At 54.1% G+C, this 14563-nt stretch carries 18 protein-coding genes; 12 read left to right on the top strand and 6 right to left on the bottom strand.

From position 1 onward, the window contains the following. Nucleotide 1 precedes the first annotated feature (1 nt). Nucleotides 2-871: an N-acetylmuramoyl-L-alanine amidase AmiA gene (amiA, locus tag NA624_RS18340; RefSeq protein WP_000102880.1), complete on the bottom strand. Its 870-nt coding sequence runs from the start codon at nt 869-871 to the stop codon at nt 2-4. A 212-nt stretch (nt 872-1083) separates the two neighbouring features. On the opposite strand from amiA, the gene NA624_RS18335 reads away from it, so the two are divergent. The 10 genes from NA624_RS18335 to cysM all read left to right on the top strand — a co-directional run bounded on the left by NA624_RS18335 (nt 1084) and on the right by cysM (nt 9553). After that, nucleotides 1084-1509 carry a GNAT family acetyltransferase gene (locus NA624_RS18335; RefSeq protein WP_000406008.1) on the top strand — a complete coding sequence of 142 codons (426 nt, stop codon included), beginning with the start codon at nt 1084-1086 and terminating at the stop codon, nt 1507-1509. Continuing rightward, entirely contained in the window at nt 1496-1945 is a 450-nt protein-coding gene (locus tag NA624_RS18330) for a DUF2919 domain-containing protein (RefSeq protein WP_000842940.1), read from the top strand. The genes NA624_RS18335 and NA624_RS18330 overlap by 14 nt, the downstream gene beginning before the upstream one ends. Before the next feature lie 61 nt (nt 1946-2006). Next, complete coding sequence (locus tag NA624_RS18325) at nt 2007-2582, top strand: RpoE-regulated lipoprotein (RefSeq protein ID WP_000838967.1); 576 nt, start codon at nt 2007-2009, stop codon at nt 2580-2582. 94 nt (nt 2583-2676) lie between these two features. Continuing rightward, on the top strand, nt 2677-3576 hold the full coding sequence (locus tag NA624_RS18320; RefSeq protein ID WP_000084582.1) for a Dyp-type peroxidase: 900 nt from the start codon (nt 2677-2679) through the stop codon (nt 3574-3576). Between the two features lie 237 nt (nt 3577-3813). Beyond that, nucleotides 3814-4605, top strand: a complete 792-nt coding sequence (gene ucpA / locus NA624_RS18315) for an SDR family oxidoreductase UcpA (protein WP_000517460.1) — start codon at nt 3814-3816, stop codon at nt 4603-4605. Nucleotides 4606-4762: 157 nt separating this feature from the next. Next, complete coding sequence (gene cysP, locus NA624_RS18310; protein WP_000290270.1) at nt 4763-5779, top strand: thiosulfate/sulfate ABC transporter substrate-binding protein CysP; 1017 nt, start codon at nt 4763-4765, stop codon at nt 5777-5779. Then, nucleotides 5779-6612, top strand: coding sequence for a sulfate/thiosulfate ABC transporter permease CysT (gene cysT, locus NA624_RS18305; protein WP_000881746.1), 834 nt, complete (start codon nt 5779-5781; stop codon nt 6610-6612). Before cysP ends, cysT begins: the two co-directional genes overlap by 1 nt. Next, on the top strand, nt 6612-7487 hold the full coding sequence (cysW, locus tag NA624_RS18300; protein ID WP_000141289.1) for a sulfate/thiosulfate ABC transporter permease CysW: 876 nt from the start codon (nt 6612-6614) through the stop codon (nt 7485-7487). Before cysT ends, cysW begins: the two co-directional genes overlap by 1 nt. Continuing rightward, nucleotides 7477-8574 (top strand): sulfate/thiosulfate ABC transporter ATP-binding protein CysA, encoded by a 1098-nt coding sequence (gene cysA / locus NA624_RS18295; RefSeq protein ID WP_000021076.1) that lies wholly within the window; start codon nt 7477-7479, stop codon nt 8572-8574. Before cysW ends, cysA begins: the two co-directional genes overlap by 11 nt. A gap of 67 nt (nt 8575-8641) precedes the next feature. Beyond that, nucleotides 8642-9553, top strand: coding sequence for a cysteine synthase CysM (cysM, locus tag NA624_RS18290; RefSeq protein ID WP_001093875.1), 912 nt, complete (start codon nt 8642-8644; stop codon nt 9551-9553). A gap of 131 nt (nt 9554-9684) precedes the next feature. Here cysM and NA624_RS18285 read toward each other — a convergent pair whose 3' ends face one another. The 4 genes from NA624_RS18285 to ptsJ are packed head-to-tail and all read right to left on the bottom strand — an operon-like array spanning nt 9685 to nt 12702. After that, nucleotides 9685-10224, bottom strand: coding sequence for a transglycosylase domain-containing protein (locus tag NA624_RS18285; protein ID WP_001119687.1), 540 nt, complete (start codon nt 10222-10224; stop codon nt 9685-9687). A gap of 12 nt (nt 10225-10236) precedes the next feature. After that, a complete protein-coding gene (locus NA624_RS18280; RefSeq protein ID WP_000710734.1) occupies nt 10237-10617 on the bottom strand; it encodes a YfeK family protein in 381 nt (126 codons plus the stop codon). Nucleotides 10618-10675: 58 nt separating this feature from the next. Next, the gene (locus NA624_RS18275) at nt 10676-11395 is read right to left on the bottom strand and encodes a type 1 glutamine amidotransferase (RefSeq protein WP_001263752.1); all 720 of its coding nucleotides are present in this window, start codon (nt 11393-11395) and stop codon (nt 10676-10678) included. Between the two features lie 14 nt (nt 11396-11409). Further along, nucleotides 11410-12702 carry a transcriptional regulator PtsJ gene (gene ptsJ / locus NA624_RS18270; RefSeq protein ID WP_000565116.1) on the bottom strand — a complete coding sequence of 431 codons (1293 nt, stop codon included), beginning with the start codon at nt 12700-12702 and terminating at the stop codon, nt 11410-11412. Nucleotides 12703-12784: 82 nt separating this feature from the next. Between ptsJ and pdxK the strand changes: the two genes are divergently transcribed. Both pdxK and NA624_RS18260 read left to right on the top strand, forming a co-directional pair. After that, the gene (gene pdxK, locus NA624_RS18265; RefSeq protein WP_000529600.1) at nt 12785-13651 is read left to right on the top strand and encodes a pyridoxine/pyridoxal/pyridoxamine kinase; all 867 of its coding nucleotides are present in this window, start codon (nt 12785-12787) and stop codon (nt 13649-13651) included. After that, nucleotides 13648-13887, top strand: coding sequence for a hypothetical protein (locus NA624_RS18260; protein ID WP_000844541.1), 240 nt, complete (start codon nt 13648-13650; stop codon nt 13885-13887). The genes pdxK and NA624_RS18260 overlap by 4 nt, the downstream gene beginning before the upstream one ends. A gap of 148 nt (nt 13888-14035) precedes the next feature. Here the strand turns inward: NA624_RS18260 and crr are convergent, their stop codons facing one another. Beyond that, on the bottom strand, nt 14036-14545 hold the full coding sequence (gene crr, locus NA624_RS18255) for a PTS glucose transporter subunit IIA (RefSeq protein ID WP_000522253.1): 510 nt from the start codon (nt 14543-14545) through the stop codon (nt 14036-14038). Nucleotides 14546-14563: the final 18 nt, after the last annotated feature.

Below are 14563 nucleotides of genomic sequence, written 5' to 3'. Positions count from 1 at the left end.
ATTACCGTTTCTTCGTGTGTGCTTTCTGATTATCAAACCAGTGAAAATAACTGATGATGCCGTTGGCGATCGCCGTAGCGATTTTCTGGCGAAACGCCGTCGTGCCCAGCAGGCGTTCTTCTTCCGGATTGGTAATAAACGAGGTTTCGACCAGTACCGACGGAATTGACGGTGATTTTAGCACCACGAAAGCCGCTTGTTCGGTAGTGCGGCTGTGTAATTTATGTATAGGTTTGATTTTCTTGAGAATATGCGAACCCAGCGTCAGACTGTTTTTAATCGTATCGGTTTGCACCAGATCAAACAAAACTTGTTGTAATAGATGATCCCGGTCAGTGGCTTTTTTACCCGCCACTTCGTCCGCGCGGTTTTCACGCTCGGAGAGATACTTCGCCATGGCGCTACTGGCCCCGCGGTTGGAAAGCGCAAAAACGGAAGCGCCCGCCGCTTTCGGGTTGGTAAAACCATCGGCATGAATGGACATAAACAGATCCGCGCCGTGCTTATGGGCGATTTCCACCCGATCGTACAGCGGAATAAAGGTATCCCCTGTCCGGGTTAAACGCGCATCGATTCCGTGATTTCGCAAAATAGCGCGCACGTTTTTGGCAATTGCCAGCACGACGTGTTTTTCCTGAGAACCGTTGCGGCCAATCGCGCCGGTATCGATGCCGCCGTGTCCGGGGTCGAGCATCACCAGCCGTTTACTGCCGGTTTTTTTGGTTTTGGGTTTGCTGTGACCATTACTGGTTTTTAGCGTTTCTTCTTTGGCTATTGCGTGCGACATACCTGACAGCGTCAGGGCCGCCAGACCTGTTTTGAGTACCTGGCGGCGCGATGTGAGAGTTTTTAGGAGTTTAAAAGTGCTCATACGGCCTGAGTTGTGAAAATTAAGTTCAAGATGTTATATCGTATCGCGTAATCCGTTACGACGGTTGGTGATGAGAATTGTTTTACTTTTCATTTCAATACGTGACACATCGCCATTATGCCATTTTTTCCGCTACATCGCGTCAGATATTGGCTGAATCAGATGTTTGCGCCATAATCTTGGTTTTTCCACCCGAAAAGGCAACGAATACCATGGAAATACGCGTTTTTCGCCAGGAAGATTTCGAAGAGGTGATCACCCTCTGGGAGCGTTGCGACCTGCTGCGTCCATGGAACGATCCTGAAATGGATATTGAACGCAAGGTGAATCACGATGTCAGCTTGTTCCTCGTTGCGGAAGTTAGCGGCGAAGTCGTCGGTACGGTAATGGGCGGTTATGACGGGCATCGCGGCTCGGCGTATTACCTGGGCGTTCACCCGGAGTTCCGCGGGCGCGGCATTGCGAATGCGTTGCTTAACCGGCTGGAAAAAAAACTCATCGCCCGCGGGTGTCCGAAAATCCAAATTATGGTGCGTGATGATAACGACGTTGTGCTGGGCATGTATGAACGTCTGGGGTATGAGCATTCTGACGCCCTAAGTTTGGGTAAACGCCTGATTGAAGATGAAGAGTACTGAGTTTCATCCAGCCGATTATGATGTACACGGACGTTTACGCCTGCCGTTTCTGTTCTGGTGCGTACTGCTACTTCAGGCGCGCGCCTGGGTACTCTTTGTCATTGCCGGTTCATCCCGTGGACAGGGTAATACTTTGTTAAACTTTTTTTATCCCGACCATGACAATTTTTGGCTGGGGCTGTTGCCCGGCGTTCCGGCGGTAGTGGCATTTTTACTCAGCGGGCGGCGTGAAGCGGTTCCTGGTGTGTGGCGCTGGCTGCGCGGACTCCTGATCCTTGCTCAACTGGTGTCGTTGTGCTGGCTGCCGGTGATGTGGCTGGGTGGCGACCCGGTCAACGGCGTCGGGCTGGCGCTGCTGCTGGCGGACATCGTCGCGCTGATCTGGCTGTTAACCAATCAACGTTTGCGTGCCTGTTTTTCCCTTGAGAAAGAATAACGGCACTTTTTGGCGAACCCGCACTCCAACCAACGTTAATTAATAAAAGAAAGGAAGTGAGATGAAATCGCTGCGTTTGACTTTACTCGCACTGCCGCTGGCGCTGACCGGCTGCTCAACGCTCTCCTCGGTCAACTGGTCTGCCGCAAATCCATGGAACTGGTTTGGTTCCTCGACAGAAGTCACTGAGCAAGGCGTGGGAGCGCTGACCGCCGCCACGCCGCTGGAAGAGCCGGCTATTGCAGAGGCATTAGATGGCGATTATCGCCTGCGTAGCGGTATGAAAACCGATAACGGCAACGTGGTGCGCTTTTTCGAAGCGATGAAGGGCGACAATGTCGCGATGGTGATCAACGGCGAGCAGGGAACCGTGAGCCGTATTGATGTGCTGGACAGCGATATCCCAACCGCCGCGGGGGGCAAAATCGGTACGCCGTTTAGCGACCTTTATAGCAAAGCGTTTGGTCACTGCGAGCCGGTTTCCAGCGATAGCCATACCAGCGTCGAATGTAAAGCCGAGGGAAGTCAGCATATTAGCTATGTTTTCTCCGGCGAGTGGAGCGGACCGGAAGGCTTAATGCCTCCTGATGACATCTTAAAAAACTGGGACGTGCGCAAAATTATCTGGCGTCGTTAATTTGCGCCTGAACAAACCGCTTCGCTTAAAAACAAGGTAAAATAGCCTCCATTAATGCCACGACTGCGTGGCATTCTCATTTTCAGGAGGAATCATGTCTCAGGTTCAAAGTGGCATTTTGCCGGAACATTGCCGTGCGGCAATTTGGATTGAAGCCAATGTGAAAGGCGACCTGGACGCCCTGCGCGCGGCCAGCAGAACATTTGCCGATAAACTGGCGACCTTCGAAGTCAAATTTCCGGACGCCCATCTTGGGGCCGTTGTGGCGTTTGGCAACAACACCTGGCGCGCCCTGAGCGGCGGCGTCGGGGCGGAAGAACTGAAAGATTTTATTCCTTATGGTAAAGGGCTGGCGCCGGCCACGCAGTATGACGTGCTGATCCATATCCTTTCCCTGCGCCACGATGTGAATTTTTCTGTTGCCCAGGCGGCGATGGAAGCCTTCGGCGACTGTATCGACGTGAAAGAAGAAGTTCACGGCTTCCGTTGGGTGGAAGAACGCGATCTGAGCGGCTTTGTCGACGGGACAGAGAACCCAGCGGGCGAAGAGACGCGTCGTGAAGTGGCGGTGATCAAAGATGGCGTGGATGCCGGCGGCAGTTATGTGTTCGTGCAACGTTGGGAACACAATCTCAAGCAACTTAACCGGATGAGTATTCACGATCAGGAGATGATGATTGGGCGTACCAAAGAAGCCAATGAAGAGATTGACGGCGATGCGCGTCCGGCAACGTCTCACCTGAGCCGCGTGGATCTCAAAGAAGATGGCAAAGGGCTGAAGATTGTGCGCCAGAGCCTGCCATACGGCTCCGCCAGCGGTACTCATGGTCTCTATTTCTGCGCTTACTGCGCACGCCTGCACAATATCGAACAGCAGCTTCTGAGTATGTTCGGCGATACCGACGGTAAACGCGACGCGATGCTGCGCTTCACCAAACCGGTGACTGGCGGCTACTATTTTGCGCCGTCGCTGGATCGCCTGTTAGCGCTATAAGGTAAAACCCTGTCGGATGGCAGCGCAAACGCTTTATTCGACCTACGATTGGTAGGCCTGATAAGCGCAGCGCCATCAGGCAGAACAGCATAAAAATGCCCATCCCCGCCTCCGCGGGGATTTTTTTACCTAATATTTACCTGAATTAGTGAGCTATTCCTCAGCACTTATTTGTTATTACTGTATTTTCAGTGTTAATGGAGTGTAAGACTCCATATTCAAAAGGAGACATTGAAAATGGGTAAACTCACGGGCAAGACAGCATTGATTACGGGCGCATCGCAGGGCATTGGCGAAGGGATCGCTCGCGTATTCGCACGCCACGGCGCGAACTTAATCTTGCTGGATATCTCCGATGAGATTGAAAAGCTGGCGGATGAGCTGGGCGGGCGCGGACATCGCTGTACTGCCGTTAAGGCTGACGTCAGAGATTTTGCTTCGGTGCAGGCGGCGGTTGCGCGCGCCAAAGAGACTGAAGGTAGAATTGATATTTTGGTGAATAACGCTGGCGTGTGCCGTCTGGGCAACTTCCTCGATATGAGTGAAGAAGATCGCGATTTCCACATTGATATTAATATTAAAGGTGTCTGGAACGTCACCAAAGCCGTCCTGCCGGAGATGATTAAACGTAAAGATGGCCGCATTGTGATGATGTCTTCCGTCACGGGAGATATGGTGGCGGACCCGGGTGAAACGGCCTATGCGCTGTCAAAAGCCGCCATTGTCGGTTTAACCAAATCGCTGGCGGTAGAGTATGCGCAGTCCGGTATTCGTGTGAATGCCATTTGCCCCGGTTATGTAAGAACGCCGATGGCGGAAAGCATTGCCCGTCAGTCTAACCCTGACGATCCGGAATCGGTATTAACGGAAATGGCAAAAGCTATTCCGCTACGCCGTCTTGCCGATCCGCTGGAAGTAGGGGAACTGGCGGCATTTCTGGCTTCCGATGAGTCCAGCTATCTTACCGGAACGCAAAACGTCATTGATGGCGGCAGTACCCTGCCTGAAAGCGTAAGCGTAGGCGTCTGATTGATGCCGGTCTCCTCCCCGCGCCGCGTGGGGAGGGATTCTCTTATTCCCTTTTCAACTTTCAAATCATCAAACGGTATATAAAACCGTTACTCCTTTAGCGCTGGTTATAAATATGATGACCATAAGAAAGTCATTAAATTTATAAGGGTGCGCAATGGCCGTTAACTTACTGAAAAAGAGACCCCTGACGCTGGCAGCAATGCTGTTACTGGCAGGGCAGGCGCAGGCAACGGAGCTGCTGAACAGCTCATACGATGTCTCCCGCGAGCTGTTTGCCGCCCTTAACCCGCCGTTTGAGCAACAATGGGCGAAGGATAACGGCGGCGATAAGCTGACGATTAAGCAGTCTCATGCCGGGTCATCAAAACAGGCGCTGGCGATTTTGCAGGGACTGAAGGCAGACGTCGTGACCTACAATCAGGTGACCGACGTACAGATTCTTCATGATAAAGGCAAACTGATCCCTGCCGACTGGCAAAGCCGTCTGCCGAACAACAGTTCGCCATTCTATTCCACGATGGGCTTCCTGGTGCGCAAGGGGAACCCGAAAAATATTCACGACTGGAGCGATCTTGTACGTTCCGACGTGAAGCTGATTTTCCCTAACCCGAAAACCTCCGGCAACGCCCGTTACACGTATCTGGCGGCATGGGGCGCGGCGGATAACGCGGACGGCGGCGATAAAGCCAAAACCGAACAGTTTATGACCCAGTTCCTGAAAAACGTCGAAGTGTTTGATACCGGCGGTCGCGGCGCTACGACTACCTTTGCCGAGCGTGGTCTGGGCGATGTGCTGATTAGTTTTGAATCGGAAGTGAACAACATCCGCAAACAATATGAAGCCCAGGGATTTGAAGTGGTGATCCCGAAAACGAACATTCTTGCTGAATTCCCGGTTGCCTGGGTGGATAAAAACGTGAAGGCCAACGGCACAGAAAAAGCCGCCAAAGCTTACCTGAACTGGCTGTATAGCCCGCAGGCGCAGACCATCATCACCCATTACTACTACCGCGTGAATAACCCGGAAATCATGGGCAAGCAAGCAGATAAATTCCCGCAGACCGAACTGTTCCGCGTGGAAGACAAGTTTGGTTCCTGGCCGGAAGTGATGAAAACGCACTTTGCCAGCGGCGGCGAGCTGGACAAACTGTTGGCGGCGGGGCGTAAGTAATGCTTGCCGTTTCTTCCCGACGCGTGCTGCCCGGCTTTACGTTAAGCCTCGGCACCAGTTTGCTGTTTGTCTGCCTGATCCTGCTGTTGCCGTTGAGCGCGCTGGTGATGCAGCTCTCACAGATGAGCTGGTCGCAATACTGGGATGTCGTGACCAACCCACAGGTGGTGGCTGCTTATAAAGTGACGCTGCTGGCGGCATTTGTGGCGTCGATTTTTAACGGCGTGTTTGGCCTGCTGATGGCGTGGATTTTAACCCGCTACCGTTTTCCAGGGCGCACGTTACTGGATGCGCTGATGGATCTGCCGTTTGCGCTGCCGACAGCGGTGGCGGGGTTAACGCTGGCCTCGCTGTTCTCAGTGAACGGTTTCTACGGTCAGTTTCTTGCGCAGTTTGATATCAAAGTGACCTATACCTGGCTCGGTATTGCGGTAGCGATGGCCTTTACCAGCATTCCATTTGTGGTACGAACCGTCCAGCCGGTACTGGAAGAGCTGGGGCCGGAATATGAAGAAGCGGCACAAACGCTGGGGGCCACCCGCCTGCAAAGTTTTCGCAAAGTCGTGCTGCCTGAGCTGTCGCCTGCGCTGATTGCCGGCGTGGCGCTCTCTTTTACCCGTAGCCTGGGCGAGTTTGGCGCGGTGATTTTTATCGCCGGAAATATCGCCTGGAAAACAGAAGTGACCTCGCTGATGATTTTTGTGCGTTTGCAGGAGTTTGATTACCCCGCCGCCAGCGCCATTGCCTCGGTGATCCTTGCGGCATCACTGCTGCTGCTGTTCTCAATTAACACTCTGCAAAGTCGCTTTGGTCGACGTGTGGTAGGTCATTAATGACGGAAGTGACTCAATTGAAGCGATACGACGTCCCCCGCATTAACTGGGGAAAGTGGTTTTTGATTGGCGTCGGGATGCTGGTCTCGGCGTTTATCCTGCTGGTGCCGATGATTTACATCTTCGTGCAGGCGTTCAGCAAAGGGTTAATGCCGGTACTGCAAAATCTGGCCGATCCGGACATGCTGCACGCCATCTGGCTGACGGTGTTGATTGCCTTGATCGCAGTGCCGGTGAATCTGGTGTTCGGCATTCTGCTGGCGTGGCTGGTGACGCGCTTTAACTTCCCCGGACGTCAGCTATTGCTGACCCTGCTGGATATTCCCTTTGCCGTCTCGCCAGTGGTGGCCGGTCTGGTTTATCTGCTGTTTTATGGTTCCAACGGCCCGTTGGGTGGCTGGCTGGATGAGCATAATTTGCAAATGATGTTCTCCTGGCCGGGGATGGTACTGGTCACTATTTTTGTCACCTGTCCGTTTGTGGTGCGCGAACTGGTGCCAGTGATGCTCAGCCAGGGCAGTCAGGAAGATGAGGCGGCGATTTTACTGGGCGCATCCGGCTGGCAAATGTTTCGCCGCGTGACATTGCCGAATATTCGCTGGGCGCTACTCTACGGCGTGGTGTTAACCAACGCCCGCGCGATTGGCGAGTTTGGCGCGGTGTCGGTGGTGTCCGGCTCGATTCGCGGCGAAACGTTATCGCTACCGTTACAGATTGAATTACTGGAGCAGGACTACAACACCGTCGGCTCCTTTACCGCCGCCGCATTGTTGACGCTAATGGCGATTATTACCCTGTTTTTGAAGAGCATGTTGCAATGGCGTCTGGAGAATCAGGAAAAACGCGCGCAACAGGAGGAAAATCATGAGCATTGAGATCGCCAGAATTAAGAAATCGTTTGGTCGCACTCAGGTACTGAATGATATCTCGCTGGATATTCCTTCCGGCCAGATGGTTGCCTTGTTGGGGCCGTCAGGTTCCGGTAAAACGACGCTGCTGCGCATTATTGCCGGGCTGGAACATCAGTCCAGCGGCCATATTCGTTTCCACGGTACGGACGTTAGCCGCCTGCACGCGCGTGAGCGTAAAGTCGGTTTTGTGTTTCAGCACTATGCGCTGTTTCGCCATATGACGGTGTTTGACAACATCGCTTTTGGCCTGACGGTGCTGCCGCGACGCGACCGCCCAACTGCGGCGGCGATTAAAACTAAAGTGACGCAATTGCTGGAGATGGTGCAACTGGCGCACCTCGCGGATCGCTTCCCCGCCCAGCTTTCCGGCGGACAAAAACAGCGCGTGGCGCTGGCGCGCGCGCTTGCCGTGGAACCGCAAATTCTACTGCTGGATGAACCCTTTGGCGCGCTGGATGCCCAGGTACGTAAAGAGTTACGTCGCTGGTTGCGCCAGCTACATGAAGAACTGAAATTCACCAGCGTCTTTGTCACCCACGATCAGGAAGAAGCGACGGAAGTGGCGGATCGGGTGGTGGTGATGAGTCAGGGCAATATCGAACAGGCTGATGCGCCGGATCGGGTGTGGCGTGAACCGGCAACCCGCTTCGTACTGGAGTTTATGGGCGAGGTGAACCGCCTGACAGGCACCGTCCGCGGCGGGCAGTTTCACGTTGGCGCGCATCGCTGGCCGCTGGGTTATACGCCCGCGTACCAGGGGCCGGTCGATCTGTTCCTGCGTCCGTGGGAGGTGGATATTAGCCGCCGCACCAGCCTGGATTCTCCGCTACCAGTACAGGTCATTGAGGCCAGCCCGAAAGGTCATTATACACAGTTAGTGGTACAGCCGCTGGGGTGGTATCACGATCCGCTGACGGTGGTGATGGCGGGTGAGGATGTTCCGGTTCGCGGCGAGCGTTTGTTTGTTGGACTGCAAAAAGCGCGTCTGTATAACGGCGACCAGCGTATTGAAACGCGTGAAGAGGAACTTGCTCTGGCGCAATCGGCCTGATAGGTTAATTTGTATAGTTATCGCCCGGTGGCGCTACGCATACCGGGCTTTTTTACGAGCTGAAAACGTGAATACATTAGAACAAACCATCGGCAATACGCCGCTGGTCAAATTACAACGTCTGGCGCCGGATAATGGCAGTGAAATCTGGGTCAAGCTGGAAGGCAATAATCCGGCAGGATCGGTGAAAGATCGCGCGGCGCTATCGATGATTGTCGAGGCGGAAAAGCGCGGGGAAATTAAACCGGGCGATGTCTTGATTGAAGCGACCAGCGGCAACACTGGCATTGCGTTGGCGATGATCGCCGCGCTGAAAGGTTATCGCATGAAGCTGTTGATGCCGGACAACATGAGCCAGGAGCGTCGGGCGGCAATGCGGGCCTATGGCGCGGAACTGATTCTGGTCACTAAAGAGCAGGGAATGGAAGGGGCGCGCGATTTAGCGCTCGCTATGTCTGAACGAGGCGAGGGCAAACTGCTCGATCAGTTTAATAATCCTGATAATCCCTACGCCCACTACACGACCACCGGCCCGGAAATCTGGCGGCAAACGTCAGGTCGCATCACCCATTTTGTCTCCAGTATGGGGACGACCGGTACCATTACCGGCGTGTCGCGTTTTCTGCGCGAGCAGGAAAAGCCGGTCACTATCGTTGGCCTGCAGCCGGAAGAGGGCAGCAGTATTCCGGGCATTCGCCGCTGGCCTGCGGAATATATGCCGGGCATTTTTAACGCCTCGCTGGTAGATGAGGTGCTGGATATTCATCAGAATGATGCCGAAAACACCATGCGTGAACTGGCCGTTCGTGAAGGCATTTTCTGCGGCGTCAGCTCTGGCGGCGCGGTAGCGGGCGCGTTACGCGTCGCACGAGCCACGCCCGGCGCGGTAGTGGTGGCGATCATCTGCGATCGCGGCGACCGTTACTTGTCTACCGGCGTGTTTGGTGAAGAGCATTTCAGCCAGGGGGCAGGGATTTAAACTAACGGGTTCAACTGATTGGAATAAACACAGGCAACGGCCGCCTTTGACAAGTGGGAATATCCTGCCGATTTTCTATGTGCGCCAGCGCATTACCGCCGTCTTTTATAATAAAAGCTCGTCTGTTGTTTTTATTGTTGTATTTGTTCCTGGCAAAGCGTCATGTAATGCTTGCTGCTTTCTACCAGCCTGGCTGAACCAGGCCGGTAAAGTGACGGTGCTTTAAACATATAAATCAGTTGTACTTGTTGCTGGCAGGTCATCTCTGTCACTGGTACGTGAAATAACGTTAACGCCGCATTTTTCGTACCGTAAACCGCGTTACCCTGCGAATCCCGGCCATAATACGCTTGCGCCAGCATCATGGCATACAGCTCGTCGTCGCGGTACAGGCTGTCCAACCAGAACACCCAGATCGCGGTCCTGAAATGCCCATCCACGCCGGCTTGGGTATAGAGCAATCTGGCAGTATAAGATTTGGGGTGTATTTTGGCCGCAGCGCGGCGCAAAAAATGCGTCTGCGGCGATTCGGACAACCAGAAAGAGGCGCTCTGTAATGCGGTCTGGGCTATGGGACGAATTTCCAGATAATAGTAAACGGTTAACCCTACAGCAAACGCTAACAGAAGCGCGATAACGCCTTTAAAAAACCACAGTAACACGCCTGGCATTATGATTTTTTCTTACTCAACATTCTTATCCGTTTCCGCAATAAGCGCATGTAAATAAGGCTGCGCGTTTTCATCGCTTTTACCAGGAATTTTTACGATATAGGGTTTTCCGGTGATGGACGACGACGACGCGACTTTATCGATAAACTGTTCGGCGGTGTCGATACGATTGCGCGTGTTACCCAGTTTTAAGCGCAGGTGCGATACGGCTTCCTCGCAGTTATGCGCATCACCGTTACGAACGAATGTCAGATCCTGTTTCTGCGCCAGCGCATTCAGCATGGCGTTAATACGCGCTTCTTCATGGGCGTTCAGCTTCGCCCAGGCGGGTAGGGTCAGCAGGAGCGCAACGACGGCGCAGACAATTTTCTTCATGGTAAAATCCTTTTTCATGCGAGAATCACTGCACCTCAGACCGTTAGCCGGGTAATAAGTTGCACTCCTGGTGGGGTTATTTCTGTGAGTGCGCCAGCGTGAGTTCATCCAGAAAACGCCACAGCTTTTCATTCATCTGCTGGTAATCCCATGCGCGCATTTCGGCAACCGAGCGGATAAAACGCTTCCCTTGCGCGTCGGCCAGCTCCTGCTGCGAATGTTGGATTAATCCTTCAACCGCCTCGACGGTAAATTCCATATGACACTGGAAGCCGTAGACAAAATTGCCGTACTGCACTATCTGACGTGGACAGCCTTCGCTTTCGGCCAGCACGGTCGCCTGATCGGTGAGTCCTGGCATATCGTTGTGCCAGTGGCCGACGGTTAACGGGGAGCCAAAGTGGGCGATAAGCGGATGCCGCAGACCGGCTTCAGTGAGCGTAATAGGGTAGTGGCCAATCTCTTTTTCCGGACTTTGGCACACAGCGGCGCCCAGCGCCTCGCCAATGAGCTGCGAACCAAGACAAATGCCGATAACCATTCGCCGGGCCGTAATCGCCTGATTAATTAAGTGCTGTTCGGCGCGAGAGTCAAAGTACGGGCACTCTTCGCGGGTGGTGCGCGGCGACTGCGGACCGCCAAATACCACGAGCATATCGAACTCATCGGCATTGGGCGGTAGCGCTTCTCCGGCATAGACGCGCGACCATGAAATGGTATAACCGCGATCTTCAGCCCATTTCAGATAAGCGCCAGCGGATTCAAACGACTCATGGACAACAAAATGAACTCGCACGTTATTTTCTCCTGTTAGCGATTTAGCGCCTGATGGATATCAGCCGCCAGCGTGTTGATCTCGCCGTCATTTAATGTCGACAGCGTGATACGTAGACCGTGAGACGGCGCGCTTACGCCAAAGGCTTCTCCCTCACGTACCAGCCAGCCGGATTTTGCCAGCGTAAACGCGGTAGCCTGGCTATGGGTGTCCAGCGGGAGCCAGGCATTCACGCCGTCGCCGGGAGAAATGGCGATGCCATATTGCTGTAGGGCGCAGGCCAGTTTTTGTTGCCGGGCGGCGTAAAACAGCCGCGTTTGCGCCAGCCTGTGCTGATACTCAGGGTCGGTCAGGCAGGCGTAGACCAGATCCTGTAACAGATGGCTGACCCACTGACTACCGGCATTTAGCCTCAGCCGAAGTTTTTCCGAGGTCGCGCTGTCGCTGGCGACAATAGCAAGACGTAAATCGGGGCCGAGGGCTTTGGAAACGGAGCGTATCACCGCCCAGTGTTGCGTTGTCTGCGCAATAACCGGCTGCCAGGGCGACGAAGAAAGTAGAGCGAAGTGATCGTCGATAATGACCAGTACCTGAGGGTAACGCGCCAGCATATTTTGCAGCGCAGCGGCGCGGCGAGCGCTCAGGCTACAGCCGGTAGGGTTGTGTGCGCGCGGCGTTAAGATCACTGCCCGCGCGCCCTGGTTTAGCGCCTGTTCCAGCTTTTCAGGCTGCATTCCTTCGCTATCCACACTGACCGGGCTGGCGCTAAAACCGGCATAGCGCAGCATATTGATACTGCTTAAAAAACAGGGATCTTCCACCGCGACGCTGTCGCCCGGCAGCAGATGCGCGCAAAGCAGTCTTTCGATAGCGTCGATAGCTCCGCTGGTGATATCAATTTCGCCTGCGACGGGGGTGGCATCCCGTAGCCAGCGCGCCGCCCAGGCGTGTAGTTCAGGGGAAACGGGCGCATCGCCGTAGAGATGCGGCGTGCGGCTGAGACGAGCAAAATAACGGCTAAGGTCAGGCAGACGCTGCGGATCGGGATTGCCGCCGGAAAGGTCGTGCAGAGGCGTATGTGGATCGCCGCCTTCCAGCGCTACGGGAGACGGACTGCCTTTAATCACCGTCCCATTGCGGCCTAAACTTTGCGCCAGTCCCGCCGTTATCAGCCGTTTATACGCCGCTGCGACGGTATTGCGGTTCACCTTTAATTCGCTTGCCAGCTCCCGTACCGGCGGGAGCGAATCCTCCGCCCGTAACGTGCCGGCGATAATGTGTTGACGGATACTGTCAAAAATTTCGTTAGCGGTTTTTCCGTCGATCATTATTGACCTATGACAAAATGAATTTTAGCATATGACAATGATAATGAGGCGGTAGCCTGCTGTCCAGCGAGAGGAAAATTTTATGGGACAAGAGAGTGATATTCAGTCAGTGCTCTTCGACGACAACCATCGGGCGTTACAGACCGATATCGTCGCCGTCCAGTCACAGGTCGTGTACGGCAGCGTAGGCAACAGCATCGCTGTTCCGGCCATTAAAGCGCAGGGATTACGCGTGGCGGCTGTCCCGACGGTGCTGTTCAGCAATACGCCGCACTATAAAACGTTTTATGGCGGCATTATTCCCGCCGAGTGGTTTGCAGGCTACCTTACGGCGTTGAATGAGCGCGATGCGCTACGTGAATTAAAAGCGATTACCACCGGTTACATGGGCAGCGCAGACCAAATTGTCTTGCTTTCGAAGTGGCTAATGGCGATCCGGGCTTCGCATCCGGATGTGTGTATTCTTGTTGATCCGGTCATTGGCGATACCGACAGTGGAATGTATGTGCAGGCGGAAATTCCGCAGGCTTATCGCACACATTTGTTGCCGCAGGCGCAGGGGCTAACGCCGAACGTATTTGAGCTGGAGATGCTGAGTGGTAAACCGTGTCGCACGCTGGAAGAGGCGGTGGCGGCGGCGCAATCGCTGCTTTCCGATACGCTGAAATGGGTGGTTATCACCAGCGCGCCGGGCGAATCTCTGGAGACCATAACGGTTGCCGTCGTTACCGCGCAGGTCGTGGAGGTCTTTGCCCACCCGCGGGTGGCGACGGAATTAAAAGGGACGGGAGATCTCTTCTGCGCCGACCTGGTCAGCGGTATTGTGCAGGGAAAAAAACTGACGACCGCGGCAAAAGATGCGGCGCAGCGCGTGCTGGAAGTGATGACCTGGACACAGCAGTGTGGCTGTGATGAGTTAATTCTGCCGCCGGCAGGGGAGGCGCGATGAAGAGTTATCGGCTGGTAGTTCGCCAGCAGGGACGTATCGTGGGGCATTTTGAAACGAGCGGGCTGGACGCGCTGGAAGATATCTGCGTGGCGCGGGCGATGTTTGGCATCACTGGCGGCTATCAGTGCGAGTTGCAAGTGTCCGATTCCGAACGCAGGATGCTGGAGAGTGGCCCGGATGGGATGAAGATCCTGATGCGCGAGAAGTGCTTTCGCCCGGTGACCTCGCAGTTGTAACCCGTGGATTGGCGCTGAAATGTTCGCAACCTTGTAGGCCTGATAAGCGTAGCGCCATCAGGCAGTACGCCGCACCATCGCCGGATGGCGGCGCAAGTACAGGCAAAAAAATGGCGCCCAAAGGCGCCATTCTTCACTGCGGCAAGAATTACTTCTTAATGCGGATAACCGGAGTTTCACCCACGGTCACGCTACCGGACAGTTTGATCAGTTCTTTGATTTCATCCATGTTGGAGATAACAACCGGAGTCAGGGTAGACTTGGCTTTTTCTTCCAGCAACGGCAGATCGAACTCGATGACCGGATCGCCAACTTTCACGCGCTGACCTTCTTCAGCAATACGCTTGAAGCCTTCGCCTTTCAGCTCAACGGTGTCGATACCGAAGTGAACGAACAGCTCAATGCCGCTATCGGATTCGATAGAGAACGCATGGTTGGTTTCAAAGATTTTGCCGATGGTACCGTCAACAGGGGCGACCATTTTGTTACCGGTTGGTTTGATAGCGATGCCATCACCAACGATTTTTTCAGCAAAAACTACATCCGGCACGTCTTCGATGTTGACGATCTCGCCAGAGAGCGGGGCAACAATCTCAATAGTTCCGGTGTCTTTCTTATCATCAGAAACCAGAGATTTTAGTTTATCGAACAAACCCATGATCTTCTCCTAAGCAGT

This window comes from Salmonella sp. NW38 (genome assembly GCF_051807745.1).
Taxonomy (GTDB): Bacteria; Pseudomonadota; Gammaproteobacteria; order Enterobacterales; family Enterobacteriaceae; genus Salmonella; species Salmonella enterica.
Note: the sequence above shows the minus strand (reverse complement) of the source record. Positions and strands in the feature narration are given on the sequence as shown.

Excerpts from the sequence above, each read along its gene's own strand:
- amiA (WP_000102880.1), bottom strand. The coding sequence starts at position 871 with ATGAGCACTTTTAAACTCCTAAAAACTCTCACATCGCGCCGCCAGGTA.
- NA624_RS18335 (WP_000406008.1), top strand. The coding sequence starts at position 1,084 with ATGGAAATACGCGTTTTTCGCCAGGAAGATTTCGAAGAGGTGATCACC.
- NA624_RS18330 (WP_000842940.1), top strand. The coding sequence starts at position 1,496 with ATGAAGAGTACTGAGTTTCATCCAGCCGATTATGATGTACACGGACGT.
- NA624_RS18325 (WP_000838967.1), top strand. The coding sequence starts at position 2,007 with ATGAAATCGCTGCGTTTGACTTTACTCGCACTGCCGCTGGCGCTGACC.
- NA624_RS18320 (WP_000084582.1), top strand. The coding sequence starts at position 2,677 with ATGTCTCAGGTTCAAAGTGGCATTTTGCCGGAACATTGCCGTGCGGCA.
- ucpA (WP_000517460.1), top strand. The coding sequence starts at position 3,814 with ATGGGTAAACTCACGGGCAAGACAGCATTGATTACGGGCGCATCGCAG.
- cysP (WP_000290270.1), top strand. The coding sequence starts at position 4,763 with ATGGCCGTTAACTTACTGAAAAAGAGACCCCTGACGCTGGCAGCAATG.
- cysT (WP_000881746.1), top strand. The coding sequence starts at position 5,779 with ATGCTTGCCGTTTCTTCCCGACGCGTGCTGCCCGGCTTTACGTTAAGC.
- cysW (WP_000141289.1), top strand. The coding sequence starts at position 6,612 with ATGACGGAAGTGACTCAATTGAAGCGATACGACGTCCCCCGCATTAAC.
- cysA (WP_000021076.1), top strand. The coding sequence starts at position 7,477 with ATGAGCATTGAGATCGCCAGAATTAAGAAATCGTTTGGTCGCACTCAG.
- NA624_RS18285 (WP_001119687.1), bottom strand. The coding sequence starts at position 10,224 with ATGCCAGGCGTGTTACTGTGGTTTTTTAAAGGCGTTATCGCGCTTCTG.
- NA624_RS18280 (WP_000710734.1), bottom strand. The coding sequence starts at position 10,617 with ATGAAAAAGGATTTTACCATGAAGAAAATTGTCTGCGCCGTCGTTGCG.
- ptsJ (WP_000565116.1), bottom strand. The coding sequence starts at position 12,702 with ATGATCGACGGAAAAACCGCTAACGAAATTTTTGACAGTATCCGTCAA.
- pdxK (WP_000529600.1), top strand. The coding sequence starts at position 12,785 with ATGGGACAAGAGAGTGATATTCAGTCAGTGCTCTTCGACGACAACCAT.
- NA624_RS18260 (WP_000844541.1), top strand. The coding sequence starts at position 13,648 with ATGAAGAGTTATCGGCTGGTAGTTCGCCAGCAGGGACGTATCGTGGGG.
- crr (WP_000522253.1), bottom strand. The coding sequence starts at position 14,545 with ATGGGTTTGTTCGATAAACTAAAATCTCTGGTTTCTGATGATAAGAAA.